The organism is Pseudomonas sp. E6002 (assembly GCF_013385565.1).
GTDB lineage: Bacteria > Pseudomonadota > Gammaproteobacteria > Pseudomonadales > Pseudomonadaceae > Aquipseudomonas.
Genome location: NZ_JACAPT010000026.1, coordinates 1 through 15,227, shown reverse-complemented (window position 1 = coordinate 15,227; position 15,227 = coordinate 1). Strand labels below are relative to the sequence as shown.

Here is a 15,227-nt window from a genome sequence, read left to right as displayed (position 1 = left end):
GACGGTGGTCGGGCTTTTTACACTGGACCTATCAACGCCCGACACGGCGTCCATAACAACTACAACGGAGAAAGCCCATGCTGCGTTCGGCCCTCGTGCAACCAGACGCTTTACCCGACGTGCAGCCCGCGCTGTTCCAGCAGGTGCTCGATGAAGTGCGCCAGCGCCGCGACGAGTTCGACGCCGGCTCCCACGTGCCACGGGACATGATCGAACGCTTCAAGCAGGTGGGCATCTACCGGGCGGCCACGCCCCGTTGTTTCGGCGGCGATGCCCTGGCCCCCGCAACGTTCTTGCAGATGATCGAGCGCATATCCGAAGCCGATGGCTCTGCCGGCTGGGTCGCCAGCTTCGGCAGCGCCGGGGTGTATCTTGCGGCCTTGCCCCAGGAAACCCTCGCCGAACTGTATGCCGACAGCCCCGACCTGGTGTTTGCCGGTGGCCTGTTCCCGCTGCAGCCGGCGGAAACCGTCGAGGGCGGCTGGCAGGTCAACGGCACCTGGAAATTTGCCAGCGGCTGCAAGGGCGCCGACCTGCTGGGCGTGGGCATCGGTGCGGCGGGCGGCAAGCCACGCACTGCCGTGTTCAAGCCCGGCCAGGTTGAAATCATCGAAAACTGGGACGTGGTCGGCCTCAAGGGCACCGGCAGCCATGACCTGCGAGTTACCGACCAATACATCGACGAGCGCTGGACCTTCATCCGTGGCGGCGCCGCCACCATCGACGAGCCGCTGTTTCGTTATCCCTCGATTGCCTACGCCGCCCAGGTGCTGGCGGTGGTCAACCTCGGCCTGGCCCGCGCGGCCCTCGATGAAATCAGCGCCATGGCCAGCGGCAGCGGCATCACCGGCGCACCGAAACTGGCGGACCGCGCCTACGTGCGCATCGAAATCGCCAAGGCCGAAGCGCGGCTGAGCGCCGCTCGGGGTTTTTTCTACGGCGCCACCGAACAAGTGTGGAACTCGATCCTCGCCGGCAACCCGGTCACGGCCGAGCAAACCAGCCTGTTGCGCCTGACCGCCATTCACGTGTCCCAGGCCGGCGCCGCCGTGGTGCAAAGCGCCTACAGCCTGGCGGGCACCACCGCGATCTACCTGCGCCACCCGCTGCAACGCTACCTGCGCGACGCCATGGTGGTGACCCAGCACGCCTTCCTCAGCGAAGGCCTGTACGACGGCGCGGGCTCGGTGTTCCTCGGCGTTCCTCCATTTCCTGGCTACATCTGACTTTCAAGGATCAACCCATGTCCCAAGCCACTCAAGAACCGCTGCGCGTCGTCTTCTGCATCGGCATCACCCAGAACTTTTTCGACCTGCCTACCGGCGAAGGCCTGAGCGTGTGGAAAGGCTTCAGCCAGATGATGGGCGACCTCGGCGCCATGCCGGGCATCAACGTGCTGGGGGCGATGGATGACGACCGCTTGATGGTCGGCCCGTCGACCACCTCGCCGTGGACCGTCTACATCATGGCCGACGTCGACTGCCACCAGTCGGTGATCGACGCCTGCAACCTGTTCCGTACCACGCCGGTGGGTGAATACAGCCTGTGGCGCTACGCCAAGGTCGAAGCACGGATCGGCCGCCCGCTGACCATTCCCGAAGCGGCCAGGGTGTGAGCCATGGACCTGTTGCAGCGTGTTGAAACCCTTGAAGGGGAGAGCCAGGTAAGGCGCTTGATGGCGCGCTACATGGACCTGTGCGACGTGCCCCGGGCGGCGACCAACGTTCGCGAGTTGGCCGAGTTGTTCACCGTGGATGCGGTGTGGGAAGGCATTGGCACAAGTACCGCGCAGACCTTCGGCCAGCATCGGGGGCGCGACGCGGTGGCGGCGTTTGTCGGCAGCTACCTGCCACCGTCGGAACACTTTGCGCTGAACCTGCATTACCTCACCAGTGAGTCGATCCAGGTAGACGGCAGCGCGGCTGCAGGGCAGTGGATCATGCAACAGATTTCCACCTACGCCGACCAGCGCAGCGAGTTGTTCGGCACGCGGCTGACCATCGATTTTCGCCGTGTCGACGGCACCTGGCTGATCGCGCATTTCCGTACGCAGCGCCTGTTCAATAGCATGTTGGGGGTGAACCCATGAGTACCTTCGTCAGCGAATTTTTACTCGGTGGCAGCGGCCGACGCGTGGCCATCAAGGATTCCATCGACATCGCCGGGTATCCGACCCGCTCGGGCAGTCGTGCCTTTGCCGATGCTCCGCCGGCGACGCGGCATGCGCACGTGGTGCAGGCGGTCCTGGATGCCGGCTGGCAGATCGTCGGCAAGACCAGCCTGCATGAACTGGCATTTGGCGTCACCGGCATCAACGACTGGAGCGGTACGCCCGTCAATCCCCAGGCGCCAGACCGCGTGCCGGGCGGCTCCTCCAGCGGTTCGGCCGCGGCGGTTGCGGCGGGCCTGGCGGATATCGCCATTGGTACCGACACCGGCGGCTCGGTGCGGGTGCCGGCGGCGTGCTGCGGGATTGCCGGGTTGAAACCGACCTATGGCCGAGTCAGCCGCATTGGCGCGCAACCGGCGGTATCCAGCCTCGATTGCGTCGGGCCGTTTGCCGCGAACATGCAGGACCTGATTGCCGCGATGCAGGTGATTTGCCCGGGTTTCCAGGCACAGGCGGCGCCGTCCGGCAGCGTGCCGGTGGGCTTTCTGGATGTGGCCTGTGAGCCATGGCTGAAGGCGAGCCTGATGGCTGCCGTCGACGCGGCCGGCTGGCGTCAGCAGCGTCTGCATCTGGACGACTTTGACACGGCGTTCGGCGCCGGCCTTACGGTGATTAACGTCGAAAACTGGGCAGCCTTCGGTCACCTCACCGGCAAGGGCCTGATCGGTGCGGATGTCGAACAACGCTTGTTGGCTGCCAGCCGCACCAGCGCTGCTGATTTGGCCGCAGCCGAAGTCGTGCGCACCCGCTTCAGCCACCAGGTGGACGCCGCGCTCGAAGAATTCTCCGTGTTGCTGCTGCCGACGATGCCGGACCTGCCGCCGACCCTGGCCGAAGCCCGCAACGGCAGCCAGGCCGTGGCCCGCATGACGCCATTGGTGCGGCCATTCAACCTCAGCGGCCACCCGGCGCTGACGGTGCCGGTGACCCTGGCCGACAGCGGGCTGAAGGTGGGGCTGCAGATTGTCGGCCGCAAGGGCCAGGACGAATGGGTGTGTGCCCTCGGCGCACAACTGCAACAGAGCATCACGGCTCGCCAATAAGAACAACGCCTTGAGGAGGGCTCCATGAGTACCCATGAATACCGGCTGATTGCCAAATCGAAAAGCCTCGACGAGTTGGTCAAGCACGATCGCGTCGACGTCTCGCTGTACAACGACCCGGCGCTGTTCGAGGCCGAACTGGAAAAGATCTTCTACCGCACCTGGGTCTGGGTCGCCCATGAAAGCGAAGTGCGCAACAGCGGCGACTTCAAGACCGCGACCATCGGCCGGCGCCCGGTGATTGTGGTGCGCGACAAGAAAGGCGCGATCAACGTGCTGGAAAACCGCTGCCGCCACCGTGGCGCCACGGTTTGCGAGAAGCACAAGGGCAACGCCAGCGGCTTCACCTGCCCGTATCACAGCTGGTCCTATGGTTTGGACGGCAAGCTGCGGGCGCTGCCTTACCCGGACGGCTACGAAGGCATCCTGGAAAAGTCCGAATTACCCCTGACCAGCCTGCGGGTGGACAGCTACGCCGGGATGGTATTCGCCAGCTACAACGACGATATCGAACCGTTGGCCGACTTCCTCGGCGGCGCCAAACACTGGATGGACCTGTTCATGAAGCAGGGCGCCGGCTACCCGATCAAGACCCAGGGCGAACACAAGTTCAGCTTCAAGGGCAACTGGAAGATCCAGCTGGAAAACACCACCGACGGCTACCACTTCCCGATCGTGCACAAGTCGTTCATGTCGTCGGTGGACGCCGAGACCTCGGAAATGCTCTCGTTCATGACCGACGAGCAGGCCGTCACCCATTCCCTGGGCAATGGCCACAGTGTGATGGTGATGGTGCCCGAGCATGTCGACCTGGACCACGACGACGGTACCGAGCAGTTGCAGGAGCGTTTCGCCCACGTCACCGAAGAACTGTCGAAAACCATGGAGCCGGCCCAGGTGCGACGCATCGTGCGCTCGCTGCACGGTGCCGGGTTCAACCTCAACCTGTTTCCCAATGTCGCCATGTCGATGTCGTTCTTCCGGGTGCTGCGCCCGGTGTCGGTCACCGAGACCGAAATCCGCCACGTCGCCCTGGGCATGGAGGGCGGCCCACAGGTTGCCAACCGCGAGCGCCTGCGCATCCACGAACACTTCCAGGGCCCGTTCGGCTTTGGTAGCCCCGACGACGCCGAAGCCTGGGACCGGGTGCAACGCGGCTCGTATGCCGGCGTGGACGCACCGATCCTGGTCAACCGTGGCCTGAACCGCGAAGTGCTGGCCGACAACGGCGACAAGGTATCCCACGCCACTGATGAAGGCGGCATGCGCGGGGCCTATGACATGTGGAAAAGGATGATGAGCCAATGAACACCCTGACTGGTTTTACCGCACCGCTGGCCCAGGCCATCGAATTCATCTGGCGTGAAGCCCAACTGCTGGACCACAAGGACTACGTGCAATGGGCCGCGTTGTGGAGCGAGAGCGGGCGCTACGTCGTGCCGATCGACCCGGACACCGAGGATTTTGAAGCCAACCTCAACTACGCCTATGACGATGCGCGCATGCGTGACCTGCGCATCGAACGGCTGACGGCGGGGTATTCACCGTCAGCGGTGGATGCGGCGAAAACCGTGCGCAGTGTCTCGCGATTCACCCTGGTGGAAGCGGCGGGCGAGGAGGTGGAGGTTAACTGTGCGCAGCTGCTCTATGCCTACAAGCGCGGGGTGCACACGCCGTTCGTGGCCGACCTGAATTACCGCATCCGGTTCAGCGCCGGGGTCGCGACCCTGGAGCGCAAGGTGGTGCGGCTGATCAATTCCACCGACAGCCTGAGTGCACTCGGCTTTCTGTTGTAAGCACGATTCAAACAACGACACAAAACCAATGTGGGAGCGGGCTTGCTCGCGAATGCGGTGGATCAGTCGCCACATGCATTGACTGACACACCGCATTCGCGAGCAAGCCCGCTCCCACAGTTGAGATGAGGACATCCTGATGAACCGAATCGCGCTTGTAACCGGCGCCTCCCGTGGCCTCGGCGAATGCATCGCCCGGCGCCTGCACGCCGCAGGCTACCGCGTGGGCCTGGCGGATGTGCACCTGGACGGCGTGCAGCGCCTGGCCTCTGAACTCGACAACCGCGGCGAAACCGCCGTCGCCATCGAGCTGGATGTGCGCAACAAGGCCGATTTTATTCGCGCCCGGGACCTGCTCAGCGAGCGCTGGGGCGGCACCGATATCCTGGTGAACAACGCCGGAGTGTCGAAAGTTGCGGCGCTGATGGACATCACACCCGAGGAATTCGACGAATCGATGGCGATCAACCTGCGGGGCACGTTCGTGGCCTGCCAGGTGTTTGGTGCGCATTTCGCCGAACGAGGGTTCGGGCGCATCGTCAATATCGCCTCCCTCGCCGGGCAAAACGGCGGCACTGCCACTGGCGCGCATTACGCCGCGGCCAAGGGCGGCGTGGCTACGCTGACCAAGGTCTTCGCCCGTGAACTGGCGCCCCGGGGCGTGACGGTCAACAGCATTTCGCCAGGCCCGCTTGATTTGCCGGTGGTGCGCGAAACCGTGGCGCCGGAGCGCCTGGAGCAGATCCTCAAGATTATCCCGACGGGCACCCTCGGCGACCCGCACACCATCGCCGACACCGTGCTGCTGTTGATCGCCGACCACGCCGCCTCGATCACGGGCGCGTGCTGGGACATCAACGGCGGGCTGTTCATGCGCTAGTCATCGCCGAAGAGAGTGGGCCTGCTGCGCAGTCCAGCGGGAGCAAGCTCCCTCGCCACAGGTTAGCGTTCAACCGAAACAACAGGATTCAGGTGCTGCAATGATGAAGGTGAAGATCGAACGCATCGTCGATGAAGCGCTGGATATCCGTTCCTTTCGCCTCGTGCGCAGTGACGGCCAGCCCCTCGACAGTTATGAGCCCGGGGCCCATGTGGACCTCACCGGGCCAACCGGCGTCACCCGCCAGTATTCGCTGTGCAGCCCGCCCCACGATGGCCGCGCGTACCTGGTGGCGGTGAAGAAAGAGGCGCAATCCCGTGGCGGCTCCCTGGCCCTGCATGAGCAGGTGCAGGAGGGCATGGAGCTGGAGATGGGCGCGCCGCGCAACCTGTTCCGCCTCGACCCGGAGGCGCCGGCCCATGCGCTGTTTGCCGCCGGTATCGGGGTGACGCCGCTGTTGAGCATGGCCTATCGACTGGCCGACAGCGGCCAGCCGTGGCGCCTGCACTATTTTGCACGTTCGGCGCAGTACGCGGCGTTTACCCAGCTGTTGGCCGATACATTCGGCGAGCATGTGCAGTTTCACTATGGCGTCGAGCCGGGCGCGCTGGATGCGGCCTTGAGTACCTGCCTGGAGCAGGCGGGCGCGGCTGCCCACGTCTACACCTGCGGCCCCGCGCCGTTCATGCACAAGGTGGTGGAAGTGGCGGCCCGCAGCCGTCCCGAGGAAGCGATCCACCTGGAGCACTTCCAGGCCGACCCAGCGGTGAATGTCGGGCCCAGCGGTGGTTTCGAGGTGGAGCTGGTCAGCTCCGGCGTGGTGCTGCAAGTACCGGCGAATACCAGCCTGGTGGACGTATTGCAGGCCCACGGTTGCGACATCGACACCGAGTGCCGCGAAGGCATCTGCGGCACCTGCATTGTCGAGGTGCTGGAAGGCGTGCCCGAGCACCGTGACAATTGCCTGTCGACCAAGGAGAAGGCCGCCAACCGGCAGATTTGTGCGTGTGTTTCCCGGGCGGTTTCCGCTCGTCTGGTATTGGATATTTGATCGGCGCTACCCGTAAGATTGCTGGGACCAAAAAAATAAAAAATGTGAGGCCTTGCGGTCATGATGAGTTCAACGGTGCAACGTAACGAATCGTTCGAGCGTTGGTTACAGCAGGTTAACCAGGCCTGTGGACGCTTCGATGCCAGGGCCCTGGGCGCGGGGTTTTATGGGGAATTGAGCGAGTTTCGCAGCGGCGCGATCAAGCTCAGCGTGGTCGATATGGCCCAGGTGCATCTGTATCGCAGCAGCAAGGAAGTCAGTACGGGCAATGAAGGGCACTACTACGCGGTGTTCCAGTTGCAGGGCAGCGCACAGCTGGAACAGGGCGACAACCGTGCGCAACTGGGCTGCGGTGACATCGCCCTGATCGACGCCTGCCGCCCCAGTGACATGACCTACCACGACAACTCCCGGCAATTGTCGCTGATCCTGCCGCGCCAGGTGGTGGAGCGCGGTTCGCACTTCACGGCGGTCAACTGCGCGACGCGGATCTCGGCGCGCACGCCGTTGGCGCTGATGGCCAGCCAGATGGTGCTCGACACCCGCCAGCAAAACGACCTGGGCATGCAGGAAAGCGAAGCCGTGCTGGATGCATTGGTCAGCCTGCTGCTGCCGGGGATCAGCGCCCGGGACAACGGCGTGGACACCCAGGAACGGCAGTTTCGCAAGACCATCGCCTACATCGATGCGCACATCGGCGCCGAAGAACTCTGCCCCGAGCTGATCGCCCGGGAAGTCGGGGTATCGGTGCGCGGGCTGTACCGGATGTTTTCCAAGCGCGGGCTGGTGGTGGCGCAATACATCAAGCACCGACGCCTGGATTTCTGCGCCGAAACCCTGCGCCATTCGCCGGCGGAGCAGAAGCTGTCGGCACTCTGTTATGCCTGGGGCTTCTCCGACTCCAGCTACTTCTCATCGGCGTTCAAGTCGCGCTTTGGCGTGTCACCGGGCGAGTACCGCAAGCGCTATAGCCATCATTGATGCGTGCCGCTCCCGAACCTGGAATGCATTTTCCTGTGGGAGCCGGGCTTGCCCGCGATGCAGGCCACTCGGTCTGACAGGTACACCGCCGCGATCCCTTCGCAGCCTCGCCAAGGCTCGACAGCTCCCACATTCAATCATCGCGCCCTAGGGATACAGCACCTCGCGGACCAGCATGGCGATGCTGGTCACGCCCATCTTTTCCTTGATCTTGGTGCGGTGCACGTCAACGGTCTTCACGCTGATGTTCAGCTCGCGGGCAATCACCTTGCTCGCCTTGCCGTCCACCACCAGCATCAACACTTCTCGCTCCCGGCTCGTCAGCAGCGCCAGCTTGCCTTGCAGGTGCTCGCGCTGTTCCTGGTCGGCCTGGGCCTGTACAGCGGTCTTCAGCGCGGCCTGGATGCGGTCGATCATCTGTTGCGGGTTGTAGGGCTTCTCGACGAAATCCAGCGCGCCGTTTTTCATTGCGGTGACCGACATCGGTATGTCGCCGTGGGCCGACACGAAGATGGTCGGCAAGGTGCTGCCGCGCCGGTTGAGGATCTCCTGCAACTGGAAGCCGCTGGTCTGCGGCATGCGCACGTCCAGCACCAGGCAGGCGGGCTGGCGCGGGTCGTAGTGCGCAAGGAACTCTTCGGCCCCGGCGAAACATTGGGCCTTTACGCTGACCGACTCCAGCAGCCAGGCCAGCGAGGTACGCAGGTCTTTGTCGTCATCAACGATGTAAACAATCGGTGTGCGAATTTCCATCAGGGACTGCCACGAGAATTTCTAATTATTGTTTTCGCACGCGGGCACGCTGCGGCGGACATTGGCTCATCTGTGGAGCCTTGCCAGCAGAATACCCAGTGTGAACGGCCCTGACGATAAAGAAACCACCTAGTCGGCATGGGGATCGTCTGAATGGTCGCGCCGCACGGGGCGTCTTAGTCTTGTGGCATCACCCACGGACCGTAAAGGGGCACCGACATGGCCGACCTGAGCCAGCAGCAAATCGACTTTCGCAACGCCATGGCGCAACTGCCGGCCGCGGTGAACATCATCACCACCAACGGCCCGGGCGGGCGTTGCGGGATCACGGCGAGTGCGGTGTGCTCGGTGACGGATTCGCCCCCCACGGTGTTGGTGTGCGTGAACCGCGGGAGTGCGACCCATGATGTGTTCCGTACCAATGGGCAGCTGTGCGTGAACGTGCTGTGCGGGGAGCAGGAAGAGCTGGCGCGGCACTTTGCCGGGATGACCCAGGTGCCCATGGCGGAGCGGTTTGCCTGGGACCTGTGGGACGGAGGCGAGGCGGGGGTACCGGTGCTGCGGGATGCGCTGGTGCAACTGGAAGGGCGTATCAGTGAGTGCAAGGAGGTAGGGTCGCATTCGGTGATGTTCGTGGAGTTGTCGCGGGTTGGGGTGCGGGGGCAGGGCGACAGCCTGGTGTACTTCAACCGGCTGTTTCACCGGATTGAGCATGCTGGCGCCCATTGCTGAAGGTTCAGGAGATCAAATGTGGGAGCGGGCTTGCTCGCGAAGGCGGTGTATCAGAAACCTATTCAGTGGCTGACACTCTGTCTTCGCGAGCAAGCCCGCTCCCACATGGGGCCTGCGGGGCAGTTGTTGGTCAGATGCGAAAGCTGCCCACCAGCTGATTCAAGCGTTCCGCTTCACGCTCAAGCTCGGTACAGGCCTGCAGCGTCGACTGCAGGTTTTCCACCCCGGCCTGGTTCAGCATATTGATCTCGGTAATGTCCACATTCAGCGCTTCCACCACCGACGTCTGTTCCTCGGTCGCCGCCGCCACCGACTGGTTGACGTTATCAATCTCGCCAATCCTCTGCGTCACACTGGCCAGCCGCGTACCCGCCAGGTTGGCGATGCTCACGCTTTCCTCGCTGTGCTGCTGGCTCTCGGTCATGGTGCTGACGGATTCCCGTGCGCCCACCTGCAACTCTTCGATCATCTGCTGAATCTCCAGCGCCGACTCCTGGGTGCGATAGGCCAGGCTGCGCACCTCATCGGCCACCACCGCAAACCCGCGCCCGGCCTCACCGGCCCGGGCCGCTTCAATGGCGGCGTTCAGTGCCAGCAGATTGGTCTGCTGGGAGATGCCCTTGATCACCTCCAGGATTTGCCCGATGTTCACCGTCTTGTGATTCAGCGCATCGATGTGCACGCACGAGGCGCTGATCTTGCCCGACAGTTCATTCATCACGGCAATCGTGCGCTCCACCACCTGGCGCCCGTCCTCAGCCTGTTGCCGGGCGCCGGAGGCTCGCTGCGACGCATCGGAGGCATTACGGGCGATTTCCTGGGCGGCGGCGCCCAGTTCGTTGATCGCCGCCGCGACACTGTTGGTGCGGGTGGCCTGTTCATCGAAGTTGTTCAGCGAGGAATTCGAGGCCAGCAGCACCCGCTTGACCACCTGGTTGACCCCGAGCCCCGCTGAAGACACTTCGCGAATTGACTGGTGGATACGTTCGACAAAACGGTTGAAGGCGCTGGCCAACTGGCCGATCTCGTCCCGGGATTGCACCTCCAGCCGCCGCGTCAGGTCGCCTTCGCCACGGGAAATGTCCTCCATCACCCGGGTCAGGGTTTGCAGCGGCCGGGTGATGCGCAGCGCGGCGTACCAAATCAACAGCAGGCCGAGCAGGGCCGAGCCGCCACCCAGCAGCAGTTCCAGGGCGGTGCTTTTCACCCCTTGGGCATCGAGTTGCTGTTGCAGCGCAGTGACCGGCGCCAGCAGCACCGACTGCGGCACGCCCACCAGAACGCCCCACGGTGCGGCACCGGCAATCGGTGCCAGCGGTTCGAGTAGCTTGATTTGCTGTTGATCGACAAAGGTTTGCGGTTGCCCCTGGCGCAACGCGTCCAGTACCTGGGCGCCATCGTGCATGACTTCGCTGATCGGCTGCCCGAGGCGGTTGGCGTCCTCGCTATAGGCGGAAATCACGCCTTCGGGGCTGACGATGCTGACTTGCCCGTGGCCGTCGAACAGTTGCCCGGCGCTGGTATGGCTGGCCTGTTGCAAGGCCGCCAGGTTGATGTCCAGGCCAATCACCGCGATCACCTTGCTGTGCTCCATCAGCGGGAACGCAATGCTGGTCACCAGCTTGCGGCTGCCGGAAGCCTCGTCGAAATACGGCTCCAGCACACAGGCCCTGGCGGTGTCGCGGGCGCAGGTGTAGAAGGCGTTGTACGGCGCGCCGCTGGGGCCGGGCGAGGTATTGGCCAGCAGCGCTTCGTCGCCGACTACCGCTGTCAGTTCACCCGGGGTGGCCTGCACCCAGTATTGGGCGAAGCGCCCGGCCTCGTTGCTGCCGACGGCGGCCTGGTCGACGAAGTGGGCATCGTCACCGTCCAGGGCATTGGCTTCGAAAATGACGTAAATCCCGAGCAGGTCGGGCTTGTCGACCAGGGCCTGGCGCAGCTGGGTATTCAGCTCCTGGCGCAATTCTGGGCGGGTCAGTTTGCCCTGTTGTTGCAGTTGCCGCAGGTACAGCACATAACGCGACAAGCCCTGGCCGTATTCATGGGTTTGCATGAAGGTGCGTTGCACCTGCATGGCCTGAACTTGCCCCAGGGCCTGCATGTGTTCCTTGGCGGCGGCAGCGAGCATGTCGCTGCTGGCCTGGGCCACGTGCTGGCTGCTCTGGTGGGTCTGGTACAGCGACAGGCTCATCAGCAGGCCGACCACCAATAACAGGCAGAGGCCGGCGAGCAGGGCGATCTTGCTCTGGATCGTGAGGAATTTCGTGTGCATTGCGAAGGCCTTGGCCAGGCGGGGCGATGGCGGCGCCACCGCCCCGGCCGGGCTTAGAAGTTAGTGGCGAACACCACTTGGCTGTAGAGGTTTTTATCGTGGTTGCCCAGCTGCGTGCCGCCTTGCTCGGCGCTCTTGTCCGGCTGGTACAGGCCGATCAGCGGCATCACCGTCAGGTGGTCGTTGACGTGCCATTCGGCATACAGGTCCAGCTCGTGGCCGTCGTTGTTGCCGAGGTTGCGGTCGATGGTCTTGAAGTCGAACAACACCGCGCCGACGTTGAGGTTCTGCAGGGGCGAAACCTTGAACGTGACGTTCTGGATGCGTGAGTTGTTGTTGAACGGCCCGGCGTAGTTGCCCGCCACTTCACCCTGGAACCAGGTGCCGTAGCCACGGCTGAAACCGTAGAACAGCGGGTCGAAGCCTTCCGAGAAGCGGCTGTAGCGGTAGCTCACATACGGCGTCCAGGTCACGTCGGAGAAGGTCCAGCCAGCTTCCAGGTACCAGGCGTCTTCGTTGCCGGTGTGGGGCTTGTCCTGCCAGGCGTATTCGCCGGACAGGAACAGGTTGGTCACCCCGGCATTGCCCGTGGCCCGCAGGCTGTAGGTCTTCATGCCATCGCGTTCCAGCTGCGTGGGGGAGGCGTACTGCTTGTCGACGTCGGTGGTGTCGATGTACGTCAGCCCCACGGTGCCTTCGGCGGCCACGTGTTCGAGGGTGGCGACGTACATCTCGGTCTTGGCCTGGGCACGGTTATCGGACTTGAGCCACATCAGGTCGCTGCGCCAGCCGTCCTTGCCGCCCAGGCGCAACACGGCGGTTTCGTCGAAGGCCTTGCGGGCGGCGATGTAGTAGCCGCCGCCGCGATTGAGGTCGCCATCGGCCACGCCCTTGCCGAAGTTCAGCGCGTCGCCGTCAATCAGGAAACCGTCGCCGACCACGATGTTCTGGCGGCCGAAGGACAGGTCCACGCCATTCTCGCCCAGGGCCTCAAACAACTTGCCCGAGCGCCAGCCGAGGTAGGCGTCTTCGAATTTTGTGGTGCGCTCCGAACCGTCGCTGAAACCTGCGGCATCGCCGTCGCCCCAGGTGCCGGAACTCAGCAGGTTGGCCGCACCGTAGGTGGTGCCGGCGCCGCTGAAGCTTTTGTCGAAGCTCAGGCCGTACTTCACGTAGCCCTCGCGCCAGGACGAGGAGCCCTTGGCCAGGCGGCCGGATTGACTGTAGTTCTGCTGGCTGTGGAAGGCACCGAATACCGCTTCCAGCGTGGCGTTCAGATGACTGCTGTCATCGGCGTACAGCTCATAAGCGCCGGCCGGGTTGGCGCCGATCATCAGCGCGAGGGTCGAGAGACGAAGCAAGGGGGACTTGAGCATGGTGTGGCATCCATTCTTGTTCATGACCACAGGGTTGGGGTCTGCCGCGATACTAATGCTGGCGAAGTGACGTGCCTTTTGTCTGGTTGCCAAAGACTTGACTGTGCTTGCCAGAATCCACGGTTTGGCAGCCCGGCCAATACGACTGGCACGCAGGGCAAAACCCGAGCGACCTTGAGCCCTGACAATCGTCGGCAACTTCGATGATTTCCAAGGTCGTTTTTCTATGTTCACTGCACACAGATTTTCCCTGCCCGGCCTGCTGTCGCTGGTCCTGGCCCACAGCGCATTCGCCGCTGAATGCAGCCCTGACCAGAGCCGTGGCGCCCAGGTTTTCGCCAACGAATGCAGCGTGTGCCATGCGGTGGCGAAGGGCGGCGCGACAATGATGGGGCCGAACCTGGCGGGCGTTTACGGGCGTAAATCCGGCTCCCTGGCGGGCTTCAGCTACTCCCAGGCGATGCGTGACAAAAACGTCGAGTGGCAAGCCGAGACCATCGCGCAATTCATCACCCAACCCCAGGCGTTTGTGCCTGGCACCTACATGCCCTACATGGGCCTGGCTTCGGCCGACGATCGCCAAGCGGTCGCCTGCTTTCTCAAAGAACAACATTGAATACAGGTGAATCATGAGCAACGTTGAAATCCTGCCGCAGGTGGCTGCATTCCTGGACCGTCGTCATGGCTGCTTTATCGATGGCCAGTGGGTGTTTGCCGAGGGCGAACACATCAAGGTGATCAACCCGGCCACCGGGCAAACCCTGTGCGAAACCCTCGACGCGCCGCTGCACGTGGTGGAGCAGGCGGTGCAGTCTTCCCATGCGGCGTTCAAGTCCCGCGTGTGGTCGGGATTGCGCCCGGCCGACCGTGAGCGGATTTTGCTGAACTTCACCGCATTGGTTGAGGCCCATGCCGAGGAGCTGGCGCAGCTGGAAACCCTGAGCCAGGGCAAGTCGATCAACCTGGCGCGGGGGCTGGATCTGAACGCCACGGTGGAGTTCATGCGCTACATGTCGGGTTGGGCGACCAAGATCGAAGGGCAGACCTTCGACGTGTCCATCCCTTTGCCGCCGGGGGCCAGGTTCACTGCGTTCACCAAGCGCGAGCCAGTGGGCGTGGTGGTGGGCATCGTGCCGTGGAATTTCCCGCTGCTGATTGCGGCCTGGAAATTGATGCCGGCGCTGGCGACCGGGTGCACGGTGATCATCAAGCCGGCGATGGAAACGCCGCTGACGGCGATGCGCCTGGCGGAGCTGGCGCTGGAGGCGGGGATTCCGGCGGGGGTGTTCAACGTGGTGACCGGCGGCGGGGCCTCGGTGGGGGGCGTTCTGACTGCTCATCCGTTGGTGAGCAAGGTGTCGTTTACCGGTTCGACTGCGGTGGGCAAGAGCGTGGGGGGGGCGTGCATGGAGAACATGACGCGGTTTGCCCTGGAGTTGGGGGGCAAGAATCCGATGATCGTGTTGGCGGATGCGGATATTGATAAGGCGATCCAGGGGGCGATCCTGGGTGGGTTGCTGAACAACGGACAGGTGTGTGCGGCGGCTTCGCGCTTTTATGTGCATCGTTCGGTGTATGACCGGTTTGTCGAGGGGTTGGCGGCGGCGGTGTCGGCGATGCCGTTGGGGGCGGGGATGGATGGTGAGGCGGCGATTAATCCGTTGGTGTCGCGCAAGCAGCAGCAAGGGGTACTGCGCCATATCGAGCAGGCCCGGGCTGAAGGGGCGCGGGTGGTGATCGGTGGGGATGAGGTTGCGGGTGAGGGGTTTTATGTGCGGCCGACGATTTTGGCGGATATCGATCATGGGATGGCGGTGGCCCGGGAGGAGGTGTTTGGGCCGGTGTTGGGGGTGATGGCGTTTGATGATGAGGATGCGGTGATTGAGTTGGCCAATGACAATCGGTATGGGTTGGCGGCCAGTCTTTGGACCAATGATCTGGGTAAGGCGATGAACCTGGTGCCGCGGATCGAGGCGGGGACGGTTTGGGTGAATGCGCATGTGTTGCTGGACCCGGCGATGCCGTTTGGCGGGGTGAAGCAATCGGGGATGGGGCGGGAGTTTGGGCGGGCGGTAATTGAGGCTTATACCGAGCTGAAGTCGGTGTGTATTGCGCATTGATTGGAGGCATATCCGTTATTTAGGTCACGGCGACTTATGGTTTCGCTCTTACA

14 protein-coding genes and 2 pseudogenes are annotated in these 15,227 nt (G+C 63.4%); 12 read left to right on the top strand and 4 right to left on the bottom strand.

Going from position 1 to position 15,227, the window contains the following annotated elements; all coding sequences use genetic code 11:
* The first annotated feature begins 77 nt into the window (after window positions 1-77).
* From HX815_RS20980 to feaR, 9 genes are all read left to right on the top strand, one after another.
* Window positions 78-1,226 carry an acyl-CoA dehydrogenase family protein gene (locus tag HX815_RS20980; RefSeq protein WP_102368716.1) on the top strand — a complete coding sequence of 383 codons (1,149 nt, stop codon included), beginning with the start codon at window positions 78-80 and terminating at the stop codon, window positions 1,224-1,226.
* 17 nt (window positions 1,227-1,243) lie between these two features.
* Entirely contained in the window at window positions 1,244-1,615 is a 372-nt protein-coding gene (locus HX815_RS20975; protein ID WP_003208867.1) for a hypothetical protein, read from the top strand.
* A 3-nt stretch (window positions 1,616-1,618) separates the two neighbouring features.
* A complete protein-coding gene (locus tag HX815_RS20970) occupies window positions 1,619-2,089 on the top strand; it encodes a nuclear transport factor 2 family protein (protein WP_008431069.1) in 471 nt (156 codons plus the stop codon).
* Complete coding sequence (locus HX815_RS20965) at window positions 2,086-3,213, top strand: amidase (protein ID WP_177009343.1); 1,128 nt, start codon at window positions 2,086-2,088, stop codon at window positions 3,211-3,213. Before HX815_RS20970 ends, HX815_RS20965 begins: the two co-directional genes overlap by 4 nt.
* Before the next feature lie 24 nt (window positions 3,214-3,237).
* Window positions 3,238-4,521: a Rieske 2Fe-2S domain-containing protein gene (locus HX815_RS20960; protein ID WP_087694279.1), complete on the top strand. Its 1,284-nt coding sequence runs from the start codon at window positions 3,238-3,240 to the stop codon at window positions 4,519-4,521.
* Entirely contained in the window at window positions 4,518-5,009 is a 492-nt protein-coding gene (locus HX815_RS20955) for an aromatic-ring-hydroxylating dioxygenase subunit beta (protein WP_177028818.1), read from the top strand. The genes HX815_RS20960 and HX815_RS20955 overlap by 4 nt, the downstream gene beginning before the upstream one ends.
* Before the next feature lie 139 nt (window positions 5,010-5,148).
* Window positions 5,149-5,889, top strand: coding sequence for an SDR family NAD(P)-dependent oxidoreductase (locus HX815_RS20950; RefSeq protein ID WP_003208858.1), 741 nt, complete (start codon window positions 5,149-5,151; stop codon window positions 5,887-5,889).
* Between the two features lie 100 nt (window positions 5,890-5,989).
* Window positions 5,990-6,940 (top strand): PDR/VanB family oxidoreductase, encoded by a 951-nt coding sequence (locus HX815_RS20945; RefSeq protein WP_177028817.1) that lies wholly within the window; start codon window positions 5,990-5,992, stop codon window positions 6,938-6,940.
* Window positions 6,941-7,000: 60 nt separating this feature from the next.
* Window positions 7,001-7,921, top strand: a complete 921-nt coding sequence (gene feaR, locus HX815_RS20940) for a transcriptional regulator FeaR (RefSeq protein WP_023658728.1) — start codon at window positions 7,001-7,003, stop codon at window positions 7,919-7,921.
* A 147-nt stretch (window positions 7,922-8,068) separates the two neighbouring features.
* On the opposite strand, the gene HX815_RS20935 is transcribed toward feaR, so the two are convergent.
* Window positions 8,069-8,674: a response regulator transcription factor gene (locus tag HX815_RS20935; RefSeq protein ID WP_003212609.1), complete on the bottom strand. Its 606-nt coding sequence runs from the start codon at window positions 8,672-8,674 to the stop codon at window positions 8,069-8,071.
* A gap of 219 nt (window positions 8,675-8,893) precedes the next feature.
* On the opposite strand from HX815_RS20935, the gene hpaC reads away from it, so the two are divergent.
* Entirely contained in the window at window positions 8,894-9,406 is a 513-nt protein-coding gene (hpaC, locus tag HX815_RS20930; protein ID WP_003212611.1) for a 4-hydroxyphenylacetate 3-monooxygenase, reductase component, read from the top strand.
* 130 nt (window positions 9,407-9,536) lie between these two features.
* Here the strand turns inward: hpaC and HX815_RS31980 are convergent.
* From HX815_RS31980 to HX815_RS20920, 3 genes and pseudogenes are all read right to left on the bottom strand, one after another.
* Window positions 9,537-10,133: pseudogene (locus HX815_RS31980) on the bottom strand (methyl-accepting chemotaxis protein); the annotation flags it as partial.
* Between the two features lie 258 nt (window positions 10,134-10,391).
* Window positions 10,392-11,459: pseudogene (locus HX815_RS31975) on the bottom strand (HAMP domain-containing protein); the annotation flags it as partial.
* Window positions 11,460-11,731: 272 nt separating this feature from the next.
* The gene (locus HX815_RS20920; RefSeq protein ID WP_003212614.1) at window positions 11,732-13,054 is read right to left on the bottom strand and encodes a hypothetical protein; all 1,323 of its coding nucleotides are present in this window, start codon (window positions 13,052-13,054) and stop codon (window positions 11,732-11,734) included.
* 226 nt (window positions 13,055-13,280) lie between these two features.
* Here HX815_RS20920 and HX815_RS20915 point away from each other — a divergent pair, with 226 nt between their 5' ends.
* On the top strand, window positions 13,281-13,670 hold the full coding sequence (locus tag HX815_RS20915) for a cytochrome c family protein (RefSeq protein WP_177028815.1): 390 nt from the start codon (window positions 13,281-13,283) through the stop codon (window positions 13,668-13,670).
* A 13-nt stretch (window positions 13,671-13,683) separates the two neighbouring features.
* Window positions 13,684-15,174 (top strand): aldehyde dehydrogenase family protein, encoded by a 1,491-nt coding sequence (locus HX815_RS20910; protein ID WP_177028814.1) that lies wholly within the window; start codon window positions 13,684-13,686, stop codon window positions 15,172-15,174.
* Window positions 15,175-15,227 lie beyond the last annotated feature (53 nt).

Excerpts from the sequence above, each read along its gene's own strand:
- HX815_RS20980 (WP_102368716.1), top strand. The coding sequence starts at position 78 with ATGCTGCGTTCGGCCCTCGTGCAACCAGACGCTTTACCCGACGTGCAG.
- HX815_RS20960 (WP_087694279.1), top strand. The coding sequence starts at position 3,238 with ATGAGTACCCATGAATACCGGCTGATTGCCAAATCGAAAAGCCTCGAC.
- hpaC (WP_003212611.1), top strand. The coding sequence starts at position 8,894 with ATGGCCGACCTGAGCCAGCAGCAAATCGACTTTCGCAACGCCATGGCG.
- HX815_RS20920 (WP_003212614.1), bottom strand. The coding sequence starts at position 13,054 with ATGCTCAAGTCCCCCTTGCTTCGTCTCTCGACCCTCGCGCTGATGATC.
- HX815_RS20935 (WP_003212609.1), bottom strand. The coding sequence starts at position 8,674 with ATGGAAATTCGCACACCGATTGTTTACATCGTTGATGACGACAAAGAC.
- HX815_RS20965 (WP_177009343.1), top strand. The coding sequence starts at position 2,086 with ATGAGTACCTTCGTCAGCGAATTTTTACTCGGTGGCAGCGGCCGACGC.
- HX815_RS20915 (WP_177028815.1), top strand. The coding sequence starts at position 13,281 with ATGTTCACTGCACACAGATTTTCCCTGCCCGGCCTGCTGTCGCTGGTC.
- feaR (WP_023658728.1), top strand. The coding sequence starts at position 7,001 with ATGATGAGTTCAACGGTGCAACGTAACGAATCGTTCGAGCGTTGGTTA.
- HX815_RS20910 (WP_177028814.1), top strand. The coding sequence starts at position 13,684 with ATGAGCAACGTTGAAATCCTGCCGCAGGTGGCTGCATTCCTGGACCGT.
- HX815_RS20955 (WP_177028818.1), top strand. The coding sequence starts at position 4,518 with ATGAACACCCTGACTGGTTTTACCGCACCGCTGGCCCAGGCCATCGAA.
- HX815_RS20945 (WP_177028817.1), top strand. The coding sequence starts at position 5,990 with ATGATGAAGGTGAAGATCGAACGCATCGTCGATGAAGCGCTGGATATC.
- HX815_RS20975 (WP_003208867.1), top strand. The coding sequence starts at position 1,244 with ATGTCCCAAGCCACTCAAGAACCGCTGCGCGTCGTCTTCTGCATCGGC.
- HX815_RS20950 (WP_003208858.1), top strand. The coding sequence starts at position 5,149 with ATGAACCGAATCGCGCTTGTAACCGGCGCCTCCCGTGGCCTCGGCGAA.
- HX815_RS20970 (WP_008431069.1), top strand. The coding sequence starts at position 1,619 with ATGGACCTGTTGCAGCGTGTTGAAACCCTTGAAGGGGAGAGCCAGGTA.